The following is a 13,058-nucleotide window of genomic DNA, read 5'->3' on the forward strand; positions in this document are numbered from 1 at the left end:
GCACGCTCGGTACCTAATTAACCATATTTTTAACTCTTTTGAGGATACAGGCCAATGACCACCGCCACGGACCAGGATCGCCAAAAAGACCTTCCGGCCTATGAGGCACCGCAATTGCGTGTGCTGAACGTTGCGGACACGCAGACGGGTCCGTTCCCGGATCCCAGTGAGTTCCCAACCATTCTGCAAATGTCCTGAGGGTTGTGCACTTGCGTCGAAATAGACGCGCTGGATGAAAAGAAACGCCTGCCTCGTATCAGAGGCAGGCGTTTTTTTTAGCTGCGGCTTGGAAAGACGCCTTGGAGGGCAATGATAAACGCCAGCACGAGGAAGGGCTGCTCGTTCGAGAACGATTGATTGCCCCCTTCGGCCGAGACCGTGATGCTTTCGGAGGACATGACGACATTGTTCGCCGGGTCCAGAGGCGCGTAGATCTTTGTGTCCCCGGTGATGATCCCCAGCATCTGGTTCGTGGGATTGCCCGACGTTCCGACTGCGGCCTCGGCGTGCAGCGTTGCGGTGTGGGTGTGGTTGGGCATGTTCGCCGTGGTCAGGGTCGTGAATTCGTTGCCGCCCTTTTGCCCGAACGTATTGCGCGGGGTCAGGCCCGGACCAGCGCCGTGGCCCATCGGCACGCGACCGCGAAGGTCCGGCAAGGCAAAGGTCGTGCGTCCGTCGCCGCCGTACATGGTGCCAAGGATCGAGAACAAGGCAGAGTATTGCGAGATCGGCAAAAGCTGGCCATCGCAGAACGCCCATCCCCGTGGGGCAAAGTTTCCAGCAAACATCGAGATGTCACCAAGGTACGGATCTACAGGCATGATAATGTCTTCCTATTCTGTTTCATTTTCCGAAGGCACATCCCGCGGTAAAAAGGACTTTGGCAAACTAATGAAACGGTACACGGGTTCTCCGGTAGGCCAACACTGTCATAGCCAGCGATTTAGTCACGTCTTTTTTGTTCTTTTGGCGGTCGCTGCCTGCGTCTAGGTTAGAGGCACACCACCGCATATCCGCGGTGCAAGAGGGACGCCCCATGCGTGACACAACCCGGTTCGTGGCGGCCTGCTGTCGGTGGCCCGTTGACGCCGCCGCGCACGAGGCGGTTGCGGCAGCGGCGGCCGACGTCGGTTCGTGGGAGTTGGCGCAAGAGGCCGTGGCAGAGCATCGCGTCGTCGCGTTGGTTCACCCGGCGGTGCGTGATCTTGCCTGCGTGCCGCAGGCCTTCCGCGATTGGGCGCGGCAAGAGGCCCATGGCGTGGCACTGCAAGCCATGGAATTGACCCGCACGTGCATTGATGTCGATAAAGCCTTGAAAGCCGCCGGCGTGTCGCCGCTGCATTTGAAAGGTCCCGTGTTGGGGCAATTGGCCTATAACAGTGTCGTGCGGAAATTCAGTCGTGACCTCGATATCTTCGTGCCGCCATCCGAGGCCAATGCCGCAATTGCCGCGTTGGAGGGACTTGGATATCGGCGCGCGGGGCAGGGGGATGAGGTCTCGGCAAGGCTGGCCGATGCCGTGATCCGGAATTGCAAGGATCTCAAGTTCGGGGGGCCGTCCGGCACGTTGATTGAATTGCATTGGCGGCTGTGTGACATCGGCGAAGACCTTAGCGGGGCTGAGCGTGATCCCAAGGCGCAAACCATCGCGGTTGCGGGGACCACGGATATGCAAACCATGGCAGCCGAGCAATTGGTGCCCTACCTTTGCCAGCACGGAGCCGCGCATTTCTGGACGCGGCTCAAGTGGCTGGCGGACCTGTCGGCCTACCTCAATGCTCTTCCCGCGCTGACGCGTGCCCGTGTGATCGCGGAAGTGGGTACTGGCCCGGCAAGCGATGTTCTGGCGCAGGCGTTGGCGCTCTGCGACACCTTGTTCGGCACTGAATATGCCCCCCGAATGTCGCGCAGGGCCAGGATCCTGTATCGTTATGCGCTGGCGCGGATCGATCAGCCGCGTGTCGCGCCCACCAGTGCCCGGGGCGTGATCCGGCAGATCAAGGACATCATCGCGTCGCGCCATCTCCATGCCACGCCGTGGGCGGGGGTGTGGGCGCTGAGAGGTCATTTGATTGGCCAGGAAGACGTCATGGCCTTGCCGTTGCCCCCGTCGCTGGACGGTGTCTACATCGTGATCCGCCTGCCGTCGTTGATCGTGCGGCGCCTGAAAGGCCTTGTGCCCCGCCGTGGCGCAAGCGCCAAGCACCAAACCTGAGCGACCGTCTGGCTTGACCGGTTGGCTACGGGCACAAGGCGGACCGCGACGAGGCGGTCGCGCCACTTCTCCAGCGCCAGCCCGACGCGGTCACGCAGCAGCGCTCACGTTGTCATGGTGCCCTAACGACGGATCAGGCAAGAAGAGAAGCGCGGAAGCTGTCGGCCGCACATCGGGGCGTCACTGTCATCTTCACAACGGCATGATGTGCAGGAAACGGCCCCTCAGCATGTGCATATGACGGGTAAGCACGACCAAATCGCAGCCAGATCAGCCAAGAGTGGCGGCGGCTTCAACAGGCTCGCAGATGAAGACCTTCAGGTGCTGGTTTCGTGATTGTTCAAGAGTTCCGCGATGGCCACTGCAAGATTCTGCATGCTGACGGGCTTCATCAAGTTGATGTCACGTTCTTTCAAACCGTTGCCATGGATGGCCGCTTCACGGGGATATCCGGACATGAAGAGGACAGGTAAATCGGGGCGATGTTCTCTGGCTTGCCTGGCCAGCATCGGGCCTTGCAAGGTGCCCGGCATGACAACATCCGTAACAAGCAATTCGATCGATGCATCCTGAAGCAGGAATTCGTAGGCCTGATCACCATTGGCGGCCACCGTGACCCGATATCCCAGCGCCTCCAGCTGCCGGGTCAGCATCTCGCGGACGCTCTTTTCATCTTCCGCCAACAGCACGTGGGCGGTGCCGCGCACGATGGGTTTGGCTAGCACGGCAGTGTCCCTATCCGCCGTTTCCTCGGATGCCCTGAAATAGAGCTTTACCGTCGTGCCAACGCCCGGCTCGCTGTAAATTTGCGCGCTGCCACCGATCTGGGACATGAGACCATGCACCATGGCAAGTCCCATGCCCGAACCTTCGTCAACGTCTTTGGTGGTGAAGAACGGCTCGAACACCCGGTCCATGACGTCTTTGCTCATACCAGTGCCGGTGTCTGTCACGGCAAGCATCACATAGCGTCCGGGTTCCACCGGCTCGTTTCGATCATCGATGTAATCGTCATCCAAACGGATGTTGCGTGTCTCGAGCGTCAACTTGCCACCATCGGGCATGCTGTCACGCGCATTGATCGCCAGGTTCAGAATGGCGTTCTCGACTTGCGAGCGGTCGATCATTGTGTTCCACAAACCACCCCCCGCGACCATCTCGATCAGTATCGTTTCCGGAAGAACGCGGCGCAGCATCCTGTCGCTTTCAGCCAGGATGTCGGACATGCTGTGAATCTGGGGATTGAGAACCGCTTTGCGGCCATAGGCCAGCAATTGCATCGTCAAGCGACGTCCCCGTTCGATGGCATCGTCCATCTCCTTGCAGAACAGCTGACATTGCGACTTGTCGTCAATGATCTGAAGCAGCTCCAGATTGCCTTTCAAAACGGCAAGCGTGTTGTTGAAATCATGCGCGATGCCCCCGACGAGTTGTCCAAGCGCCTCGAGCCTCTGGCTGCGCGCCAGCGCTTGTTCCGCTTCGTACTGCTTGGTCGTATCGAAGGCCACGCTGGCAATCAGTTTTTCCCCTTCGGACAGCCCGTCGATCAGGAAGCTCGTATCAAAGACCGTCCGTGTCTCACCACTTTCAGTGACGAAGCTATCGTGGCGCGAAATGCTGCCACCATTTTTCAGCAAGCGATGGTCGACACGTTCAAGCGCGGCAGCCGTATCGGCGTCAAAGAGATCCGAGGCTGAATTGCCGATGAACGCGTCCCTGCTGCATCCCGCAAACGTGGCGGCCATCTCGTTGCCGTAGATATGTTTGCGGTCTGCACCCTTGATGTAGACAGCGGCGGGCATGTTTTCGCAAAGGGCGTGAAAAATGCGCTGTGACCGCTGTGCTTGCGCCCGGGACTCGGTCAGTGCCGTCACATCGCGAAGAAACCCAATAAGATCTGGCTGCCCATCATCCTGCGCCGGCATCCAGTGGGCGGAAACGTCAAAATGCTGGTAAGCACCCTTGGCATTTTGGAGTCGGACCGATGTGGTATAATCCCGAACCTCTGCCATCGCAGCCTCTAGGATCTGCTTGTAGGGCTCCAGATCGTCCGGGTGCATCAGAGCCAAGGTGTCAGAAACACCAGCGGCCTCCTGTGCCGTATATCCAAGCGTTTGATGTAACTTCGGCGACCACTGGACGCGGTCCTCCCGAACACACCAGTAAAACATCCCCGATGACACCGCTTCCATCATTGCCCAGTAGTGCTCCGGTGCGATCGTCTGTGCGGCAAGCGTCTCGGGTATATTCATAATAGCTCCTCTCACCGGATTGGCTCGTGTCGCGACCGTTGCGGGCGCTTGGTAACGGCGTGTTTTCACCAACATGTGGCCTCTCAAGCATCTCGGTCAATGCTTTGCGACTCAAGGGAGCAAGCAGGGCTTCCCATTGTCGCTCTTCCGCATCGGAGCCGCTCGGAGGACCGCAATTGCATGGGAAAACCCGGCACGATCTCTGCTTGATGAAGACCGGCGGGGTCGTTTGTTGGGCATCGACCGCTTCAGCCGTCCTGATGGCGACAGCGTCGTTCGCCATAAACGGCAGCACCAGGGGGTAGCATCCGCGGCGAGCGGCCTGCCTTTAAGCGTCGGAATGGTTCAATAGGACTGCCGTGTTTTTGTGCCCAGTAAATGGCCCAATGCCGCCGCTCCTGCTTCCAGAGCATCGACAGCGCCGCAGTGCACAAGGCAGAAGCGCCAGTAATTCATTGTCCTAGTAGGAAAAACTGGCTCCGGCGGTAGGGATCGAACCTACGACAAATTGATTAACAGTCAACTGCTCTACCGCTGAGCTACGCCGGAACTAGGCGCGATATAGCAAGGGGAATTTGGGGCGTCCAGTGGGGGAATCCGGAAAACTTCATTCGGGACGGAAAAGTGCATTGGCGTGGAGGGGGCCTTGAGGGTGGATCCGGGCGCGTGTGGTGAGGTCGATCAGATGCGCCAGCACGTTGCGGGCCGCGGCGGGCAAAAGGGCGGGGGCGACGTCGGTGTAGATGTGGCGGGCCAGCATTTCGGCGTTGGCAGGTCCGATCGCCGCGAGTGCCGAGAGGATCTGCGCTTCGCGGGTGCGTCGGTGGGCGATCAGCTCGGCGCAGCGGGCCTGTGGGGCCCGCACCGGATCGCCGTGGCCGGGGTAGTAGATGCGGTCCGAGCGGGCCTTCAGCTTGTCGAGAGAGGCGAAGAACGCCGTCATGTCGCCGTCAGGGGGCGAGACCAGGGATGTCGACCACCCCATCACCAGATCGCCCGAGAACAACGCACCGTCCCAAGCGAAGCTGAGGTGATTGGCCATGTGCCCTGGGGTCTCCAGCACCGCGATGCCGTCGATGTCGTCACCCTCTGCGATCTGCTCATCGGGGGCAAAGTCAGGGTCCACGCCTTCTCCGCCGCCAACGGCCTCGCCCAAGTCGGCCATCACCGGGCTGATGCCCCAGTCCGAGGGACCGGCGGCCAGGATCGGAGCGCCCGTTGCGTCGGCCAAGGGCCGGGCGAGGGGGGAATGGTCCAGATGGGAATGTGTCACGAGGATCTTCGACACCCGCTCTCCGGGCTCCAGTGCCGCCAGAATCGCTTCAAGATGTGGGCGAAGGGCAGGGCCGGGGTCGATGACACAGACCGCGCCTTCGCCCAATATATAGGTTTGGGTGCCGGTGAAGGTCATCGGAGAGGGGTTCGGCGCGGTCACTCGGCGCAGGCCCGGGGCCAGGACGGCCCTTGTTTCGCTTTGCACGGTTTCGCTTTGCATGCCTGGCCTTCCCCCGCTTAGATACGCCCCATGAAACCGTCGGCCTGGATCAAATGCTTCCTGCCCCGTGGCCTTTATGGGCGTGCGGCGCTGATCCTGATCGTTCCCGTGGTCACGATCCAGCTTGTCGTCAGTTCGGTTTTTCTGCAACGCCATTTCGAGGATGTGACGCGTCAGATGACCAGCGCGCTCAGCCTCGATTTCAACCTTGTGCTGGACACGCTGGAGACCTCGGGGCCAGTGGCTGCCGAGGCGTTGGCTCAGGCGCTGGAGATCGAGATCTCGGCCCCGCGCGTGGCGGTGAGGGATGCGTGGGATTTCTACGACCTCTCGGGCGTCGTGGTGATCGAGGTGCTGCGCGAACAGGTGCCGGGCACGGTCGCGATCGATCTGCGCACTGATGCGCGCCAAGTTCATGTGGTCGTGGCGCCAGACGCGGGCGCGCCCGTGGCCTTGAGTACGACGCGGCGACGGGCGTCGGCGGCGGCCCCACACCAGCTTCTGGTCATCATGGTGGCGACAGGCATCCTGATGACGCTGGTGGCCTATCTCTTCCTGCGCAACCAGTTACGCCCGATCCGTCGCCTCGCCGACGCGGCAGAGGCGTTCGGAAAGGGGCGGCGGGCGCCATATCATCCGTCGGGGGCGACCGAAGTCCGCTCGGCGGGACGGGCGTTTCTGGACATGCGGGGGCGGATCGAGGGCTATCTGGAGCAACGCACCTTGATGTTGTCGGGGGTCAGTCATGATCTGCGCACGCCGCTGACACGGATGCGGCTTGCGCTGGGAATGATGGAGGAGGGGCCGGACCGTGACGCCCTGATCCAGGACGTGGAAGAAATGGAGGCGCTGGTTGCGACCTTCCTCGACTTCGTGCGTGGCGATGCGCTCGACGACCCGGAACCCGTGGACCCGCTGGCACTGGTGACCCACGTGGTCGAGAATGCGCGGCGCAGCGGTGGCGAAATAACCCTGCAACTCCCCGACGCGGTCGAGCCTGTGATGATGCGCCCCTTGGCGGTGCAGCGCGCGGTGATGAACCTTGTGTCAAACGCGCTGCGTTATGGTGGGCGCACGGCGGTTTCAGTCAGCGTACAGGAACGGACGCTGCGTATCACGGTAGAGGATGCGGGGCCGGGTATCCCGGCGGACAAGCGCGAGGACGCCCTGCGCCCGTTCATCCGGCTCGACACGGCGCGCAACCAGAACCAGGGCTCGGGCGTGGGCCTGGGGTTGGCGATTGCCCATGACATCGTGCGCCGCCACGGGGGATCCCTGATCCTGGGCGAGAGTGCCAGATTGGGCGGGTTGCGGGTGGACATGATGCTGCCGAGGTAGTCCCTGCTAACATCGCCGGGGCCAATCTATAAGCAACGACTGTGGACGAGAAACGGAAATGTGATGTTCGGAAATGCGATCCGAATTCCTCTGTACCCGGTTTCAACTTGCTATTTGTAGCTTGAGAATAGCGACTTAGCTCTCGCTGGGCGTCGCGTGCTGCGCCATTGCACACAGGAATTCCCATCCTTCAGCTGTGATCTTCTCATCCGAATCGACGATTTGCGGGTGGGTTCTCTGGAGGCTGCCGATTGCTCCACCATTTATCTTGTTCCCGGAAAGGCACAGCAAAGCACCCTTGTTACTAGCAATGAATTTTCGATACTTCGACCAGTTTTCTACAATAATCGCCTCGACGCCGATGTGTTCCATTAAAACAAGAAGTGTTGACTTTCGCGATTCCGAGAAATTTGGAAAGTCTTTGTAGTACCAACTTTCAGCCTGAGCGGTCGCATTGGCCGTTGCTAGTAACTCGTCTATAGACGCTAGGTCAAAAATAGCGGGTTTTCTCTCTAGCGGGTGTTGGATGTCTTGAAATTGATCGCGCAGGTTATCGTCTAAACGAATGGCGCGAAGAAGGGCATGCAGTAAGCCTACGCCGAACCGAAATTCTCCACCGTTATACGTGAAAATGCCAGTCTCGTCTGAGAACCCCTGTCCGTCGTCGAACACCACTGCTTCGTGGATCAGTGTACATCTGAGTTCACCGTACAGTGTGTCGGCCATTCCTGTGCCTCCGCTAGTACCCACGATGTTAGTTCCAACAATGTTTGTGCGTTTCGGATCCTTGAGATACTCGATGAAGAAATGCCGATCGCTCTTGTAGTTGGGCTTACCTTTCTCCGCCAAGTCCTTGGTCCAGCCCTTCTTCTTTCCTTCGATTACAGAGCAGGCGGCTATTGCTACTAAGACAATTATCAACGCGGCTTCGTAGTGCTTTTTCTCAATAAGTAGAAGCGCTTCATCGTAGCGCTTTCTGATGCTCATGTTGAGAGTCCTTTCTGGTCGTGGTGCAGACGCATTTGAGGGGTTGATTGAATGCGTCGGCGCATCGAACCCCTAAATCAGGGATCATTGTAGTCCATTGAAACGTGTTCCCCAGTTTTGGCGCACGACACAAGTGTAGCCTCGGAAAAAGGGTGATCGGGAAGTTTGGTAGGCCCGGCAGGACTTGAACCCGCAACCAAAGCGTTATGAGCGCTCTGCTCTAACCAATTGAGCTACAGGCCCCCGATAACCGCAGGGTTAGCAGAGCCCAAAGCCACTTTGAAGGGGGGCAATCGCGTTGCGGCCCGGGGTCGCTTCCCTTATCGCTACGCCAGCCTTTGATTGCGCCGGAGATATGCCCATGCCCAACCTTGGAAAACTCGCCCTGCGCTACCTGCTTTGGCTGATCGGCTTGCGCATCCTCTACAGTTTCGCGGTGCAGGGGGTGGGATTGCCCAATCTTCCTGCCGTGGGCGTCATCCTTGCGACCGTGCCTGCATTGGACGTGGCGCGGGCGGCGCGGCAGATGTCGGCGGGGCCCCTGGCGCTGCCCGAATGGGCCAAATTGTGGGGCCTTTGCCTTGCGCTTTTCGCGGCGGTTCAAATCATCTTGCCGGCGATCATCTTGGCACCGATGCGCGCCGCTTTGGCTACGCCTGAATATCTTCAGGTCACGGCTAGCCTGCTTCTGGCTACGGCGGCGATGCTGGCGGTGTTCTTGTGGATCGGCGCGCGGATCGGTGGCCCGCGCGGTTAACCGGCCTCGGCCATGGCGCGCAGGTGGTGCTTCATGTTCTTGCGCCGGGCGTGAAGGCCGAAGACCTCCAGAAACGTTTCGGGGGCCTCCCTGTTCATGACATCGGCCAGAATCTCCAGCGTCGCGCGCCCATGTTTGCTGTGTTTCCAAAGCGCGCCGACGCGGTGGTAGTGGACCACACTCTGTTTCTGTCCCTCACCGTCGCCGAAGGCCTGCACGTTGTAGTTCATGTGCTGGCCCATCGGCTTGATCGGGCTCTGGCGCAGATAGCCCAGAATCGGCAGCGTGAATTGGTCGATGTTGGAGCGTATATAGTCACGCGTGACCGCGCGCTCGAAGTGGAGCGCCGCCCCAAGCCAATCGCGCCCGACCTCCGTGCGCGTGCCATCGTTTCCGCGTTCGCGGAACACCACGACGCCCGCGTTGAAATAGGGAAAGGACACCAGACGTCGCCCGCCGTTGAGCTGCACGCGATCCTCGGGCGGCTCCATGTTGAACGCGGCGTAATAGGCCTGCCAATCCGCGTCGGTGCCAGTGGCAGAGGCATAGTCCGACACGCAGGCCGCAATCAGCGCGTCCCCCAATTCGGCGGCGAAATCAATCGATCCCGTCAGCACGATGTCGGTGTCGAGGCAGACCGAGACATCGCAATCGCGCGGCGTGGCGGCGGCAAGGATCTTGTTGCCGTGGGGGTAGGGTGCCAGCCACGGAGTATGGCCAAGATTCGTGCCGGGGATCGTACGGACTTCGACATCCGACGCGGCGAGAACATCCAGCGTGAAGTCGTTCACCTGATCGATGTAGTCTTCGCGCACGTAAGCCACGGCGCGCTGATGGGCCGTGAGGTGACGTTTCAACGTCGGGGCCAGCAGGCTGGCCTGCGCCTCCAGCCGTTCGCCGTCGATGATGAAGAAAACCTCGGTCAAAAGATGCGATGTCATGTGCTTTGCCTCGTCGGTTTTTGTCTTTCCCCAAGCGCTACGCAGCCAATTTGTCGAAAATTAGGCGCAAATTGACACAATCGGCAGTGAGGGATCGCGCTGTTGCGGATGTGCATGGACGGGGCGCGGGGGGCCTGATAACTGAGCGGCGTCTGTGAAAAGGGGCCAGGATATGACCGACAAGAAGCTGGACGCGTTGACCTATGCGGCAGCGGGCGTTGATATCGATGCCGGGAATGCGCTGGTCGACCGGATCAAACCCGCCGCGAAGGCAACCAACCGGCCCGGCGTGATGGCGGGTCTTGGGGGGTTTGGTGCCTTGTTCGATTTGAAGGCGGCGGGCTACACGGACCCGGTTCTGGTGGCGGCTACGGACGGCGTCGGCACGAAGTTGAAGATCGCGATCGATACCGGCGTGTTCGATACCATTGGGGTCGATCTGGTCGCCATGTGCGTCAATGATCTGGTCTGCCAAGGGGCGGAGCCGTTGTTTTTCCTCGACTATTTCGCGACGGGCAAGCTGGACGTCGATGATGCCGCGCGCATTGTCGAAGGGATCGCGGCGGGCTGCAAGGGTTCGGGCTGTGCGCTGATCGGCGGCGAGACCGCTGAGATGCCCGGCATGTATGCGCCCGGCGATTTCGATCTTGCGGGGTTCTCTGTCGGGGCGATGGAACGTGGCGCGGCCCTGCCGGACGGCGTGATCGAGGGCGATGTTCTGCTTGGCCTGTCATCGGACGGCGTCCATTCCAACGGTTATTCGCTGGTGCGCCGGGTGGTGGAACGGTCGGGTCTGCCGTGGGACGCGGACTCGCCGTTCGGCGAGGGCACCCTGGGCGAGGCCCTTCTCGCCCCCACGCGCCTTTATGTGCAACCCGCGCTGAAGGCGATCCGGGCCGGCGGCGTTCACGCGCTGGCGCATATCACCGGTGGCGGCCTGACCGAGAATATCCCCCGCGTCCTGCCCGCGGGCCTGGGCGTCGACATCGACCTTGGCAGTTGGCCACTTCCGCCGGTCTTCGGTTGGCTGGCGCAAGAGGGCGGTATGGAACAGGCCGAACTTCTCAAGACTTTCAATGCCGGTCTCGGCATGGTGCTTGTCGTTTCGGCTGAAGCCGCGGATGGCCTGACCTGGACGCTGCAAGAGGCAGGCGAAAGCGTGCATCGCATCGGCTCTGTCACGGCGGGCGAAGGCGTGCGCTACACGGGTGCGCTTTTGTGAGCACACGGGTCGCGATCCTGATCTCGGGCGGCGGCTCCAACATGGTGGCGCTGGCCCGGTCGATGACAGGCGATCACCCGGCGCGCCCCTGTCTGGTAGTCTCGAACGTGCCGGGGGCGGGGGGGCTTGCCAAGGCGGAAAGTCTTGGCATTCCAACCCTTTGCGTGAACCACCGCAAGTACGAGAGCCGCGAGGAGTTTGAGGCGGCGCTGCTTGAGGCGCTGTCCTACTACACCCCCGATATCATCTGTCTCGCCGGGTTCATGCGCATCCTGACCCCGGATTTCGTGCGCCAGTGGGATGGGCGGATGCTGAACATCCACCCCTCTTTGCTGCCGCTTTACAAGGGCCTCGATACCCATTCCCGGGCGATTGCGGCGGGCGATGCAGAGGCTGGCTGCACGGTCCATGAGGTCACGGCGGCGCTGGACGATGGCCCAATCCTGGGCCAGGCCCGCGTGACCATCGCGCCCGATGACACGCCCGACACACTGGCCGCCCGCATCCTGCCGCTGGAACACGCGCTGTATCCTGCCGTCTTGCGCCGTTTTGTCAGCGGGGATCGCCGAGTGTTTCACCTGCCGTGACGTCTTCAATTCGACGCACCGTCTTTCCTTCCGCGCCCCGGTCCTCTACACCCGGTCCGAACCTGATTTCTTGACGAAGAACGCCCCCTCGTGCCGCACACAATCACCACCACCGAGGCTCTGGCCGACTACTGCGCCCGCGCCGCCACCCAGCCCTATGTTACTGTCGACACGGAGTTTTTGCGCGAACGCACCTACTTTGCACAGCTTTGCCTGGTGCAGGTGGCATTGCCCGGCACCGACGACAGTGACGCAGTATTGATCGACCCGCTGGCCGAGGGCATGTCGCTGGAGCCTTTGTACGAGTTGTTTCGAAATCCCGACGTCGTGAAAGTCTTCCACGCGGCGCGCCAGGATCTGGAGATTTTTTTCGTCGAAGGTGGGCTGGTGCCTGCGCCTCTGTTCGACACCCAAGTCGCGGCGATGGTTTGCGGCTTTGGCGACCAGGTTGGCTACGAGACGCTGGTGCGCAAGATCGCGAAGGCCAGCCTGGACAAATCCTCGCGGTTTACCGACTGGTCCCGCAGGCCGCTTTCGGACGCGCAGAAGACCTATGCCTTGGGCGATGTCACCCATCTGCGGCAGATCTACGAATACCTCTCGGCCGAGCTGGCAAAGACCGGACGTACCCATTGGCTGGAAGAGGAGCTGGCGCAGCTGACCAATGCCGACGCTTATGTGGTGGATCCCGAGAACGCTTGGAAGCGCCTGAAATTACGATCGAATTCCGGGCGCGTCGTGGCGATTGCGCAGCAACTTGCCGCCTTCCGTGAAACCTATGCCCAGGAAAAGAACATCCCGCGCAACCGCGTGTTGAAAGATGATGCGCTGCTGGAGCTGGCAGGCACCAAGCCCAAGACGGTGGCCGACCTTGGCAAATCCCGGCTGCTGTTGCGCGACGCGCGCAAGGGTGCCATCGCAGAAGGGCTGGTGGCGGCCGTGGCGCGCGGCATGTCGGTGCCCAACAGCGAAATCCCGAAGGTGGCCGCCGGGCGCGACCGCTCGAACCTCAACCCGGCGCTGGCGGATCTGTTGCGTGTTCTCTTGAAGGCGAAGGCGGAAGAGGCTGGGGTCGCGACGAAGCTGATCGCGTCGTCCGGTGATCTGGATGATATCGCCTCGGGCTACGCCGATGGCGCCTGGGCGTCCGGGTGGCGCAAAGAGGTCTTTGGTGCCGATGCGCAGAGGCTTCTAAACGGAGAGATTGCGCTGTCGGCCAAGGGCTCTCGCGTCAAGATCGTCGAGGCGTAACGCCCTACTTGCG

The 13,058-nt window shown here is 61.0% G+C and carries 12 protein-coding genes and 2 tRNA genes; 7 read left to right on the forward strand and 7 right to left on the reverse strand.

The genetic code is table 11. The annotated features are described in order from the left end of the window. The first annotated feature begins 54 nt into the window (after positions 1 to 54). Entirely contained in the window at positions 55 to 198 is a 144-nt protein-coding gene (locus tag KUL25_RS02500; protein WP_257891485.1) for a hypothetical protein, read from the forward strand. Between the two features lie 77 nt (positions 199 to 275). Here KUL25_RS02500 and KUL25_RS02505 read toward each other — a convergent pair whose 3' ends face one another. Further along, positions 276 to 821, reverse strand: a complete 546-nt coding sequence (locus KUL25_RS02505; protein WP_257891486.1) for a phage tail protein — start codon at positions 819 to 821, stop codon at positions 276 to 278. Positions 822 to 1,036: 215 nt separating this feature from the next. Here KUL25_RS02505 and KUL25_RS02510 point away from each other — a divergent pair, with 215 nt between their 5' ends. Next, entirely contained in the window at positions 1,037 to 2,215 is a 1,179-nt protein-coding gene (locus KUL25_RS02510; protein ID WP_257891487.1) for a nucleotidyltransferase family protein, read from the forward strand. Between the two features lie 317 nt (positions 2,216 to 2,532). Here KUL25_RS02510 and KUL25_RS02515 read toward each other — a convergent pair whose 3' ends face one another. From KUL25_RS02515 to KUL25_RS02525, 3 genes are all read right to left on the reverse strand, one after another. Then, on the reverse strand, positions 2,533 to 4,542 hold the full coding sequence (locus KUL25_RS02515; protein WP_257891488.1) for a PAS domain S-box protein: 2,010 nt from the start codon (positions 4,540 to 4,542) through the stop codon (positions 2,533 to 2,535). 399 nt (positions 4,543 to 4,941) lie between these two features. Continuing rightward, positions 4,942 to 5,016: transfer RNA gene (locus KUL25_RS02520), tRNA-Asn, on the reverse strand. A gap of 58 nt (positions 5,017 to 5,074) precedes the next feature. After that, complete coding sequence (locus tag KUL25_RS02525; protein WP_257891489.1) at positions 5,075 to 5,962, reverse strand: MBL fold metallo-hydrolase; 888 nt, start codon at positions 5,960 to 5,962, stop codon at positions 5,075 to 5,077. Between the two features lie 30 nt (positions 5,963 to 5,992). Here KUL25_RS02525 and KUL25_RS02530 point away from each other — a divergent pair, with 30 nt between their 5' ends. Beyond that, positions 5,993 to 7,300, forward strand: a complete 1,308-nt coding sequence (locus tag KUL25_RS02530; protein WP_257891490.1) for an ATP-binding protein — start codon at positions 5,993 to 5,995, stop codon at positions 7,298 to 7,300. A gap of 135 nt (positions 7,301 to 7,435) precedes the next feature. Here KUL25_RS02530 and KUL25_RS02535 read toward each other — a convergent pair whose 3' ends face one another. Then, positions 7,436 to 8,287 (reverse strand): hypothetical protein, encoded by an 852-nt coding sequence (locus KUL25_RS02535; RefSeq protein ID WP_257891491.1) that lies wholly within the window; start codon positions 8,285 to 8,287, stop codon positions 7,436 to 7,438. A gap of 166 nt (positions 8,288 to 8,453) precedes the next feature. After that, a tRNA-Ile gene (locus tag KUL25_RS02540) sits at positions 8,454 to 8,530 on the reverse strand. A 118-nt stretch (positions 8,531 to 8,648) separates the two neighbouring features. Between KUL25_RS02540 and KUL25_RS02545 the strand changes: the two genes are divergently transcribed. Then, positions 8,649 to 9,044, forward strand: a complete 396-nt coding sequence (locus tag KUL25_RS02545) for a hypothetical protein (protein WP_257891492.1) — start codon at positions 8,649 to 8,651, stop codon at positions 9,042 to 9,044. Here KUL25_RS02545 and KUL25_RS02550 read toward each other — a convergent pair. Then, positions 9,041 to 9,985 carry a glycosyltransferase family protein gene (locus tag KUL25_RS02550; protein WP_257891493.1) on the reverse strand — a complete coding sequence of 315 codons (945 nt, stop codon included), beginning with the start codon at positions 9,983 to 9,985 and terminating at the stop codon, positions 9,041 to 9,043. The two genes, KUL25_RS02545 and KUL25_RS02550, sit on opposite strands and share 4 nt — an antisense overlap. Before the next feature lie 172 nt (positions 9,986 to 10,157). On the opposite strand from KUL25_RS02550, the gene purM reads away from it, so the two are divergent. The 3 genes from purM to rnd all read left to right on the forward strand — a co-directional run bounded on the left by purM (position 10,158) and on the right by rnd (position 13,045). After that, a complete protein-coding gene (purM, locus tag KUL25_RS02555; protein ID WP_257891494.1) occupies positions 10,158 to 11,207 on the forward strand; it encodes a phosphoribosylformylglycinamidine cyclo-ligase in 1,050 nt (349 codons plus the stop codon). Further along, on the forward strand, positions 11,204 to 11,794 hold the full coding sequence (gene purN / locus KUL25_RS02560; protein ID WP_257891495.1) for a phosphoribosylglycinamide formyltransferase: 591 nt from the start codon (positions 11,204 to 11,206) through the stop codon (positions 11,792 to 11,794). Before purM ends, purN begins: the two co-directional genes overlap by 4 nt. A 90-nt stretch (positions 11,795 to 11,884) precedes the next feature. Further along, complete coding sequence (gene rnd, locus KUL25_RS02565) at positions 11,885 to 13,045, forward strand: ribonuclease D (protein ID WP_257891496.1); 1,161 nt, start codon at positions 11,885 to 11,887, stop codon at positions 13,043 to 13,045. Positions 13,046 to 13,058 lie beyond the last annotated feature (13 nt).

It is taken from the genome of Gymnodinialimonas phycosphaerae, from assembly GCF_019195455.1.
In the GTDB taxonomy this organism is placed as follows: Bacteria; Pseudomonadota; Alphaproteobacteria; order Rhodobacterales; family Rhodobacteraceae; genus Gymnodinialimonas; species Gymnodinialimonas phycosphaerae.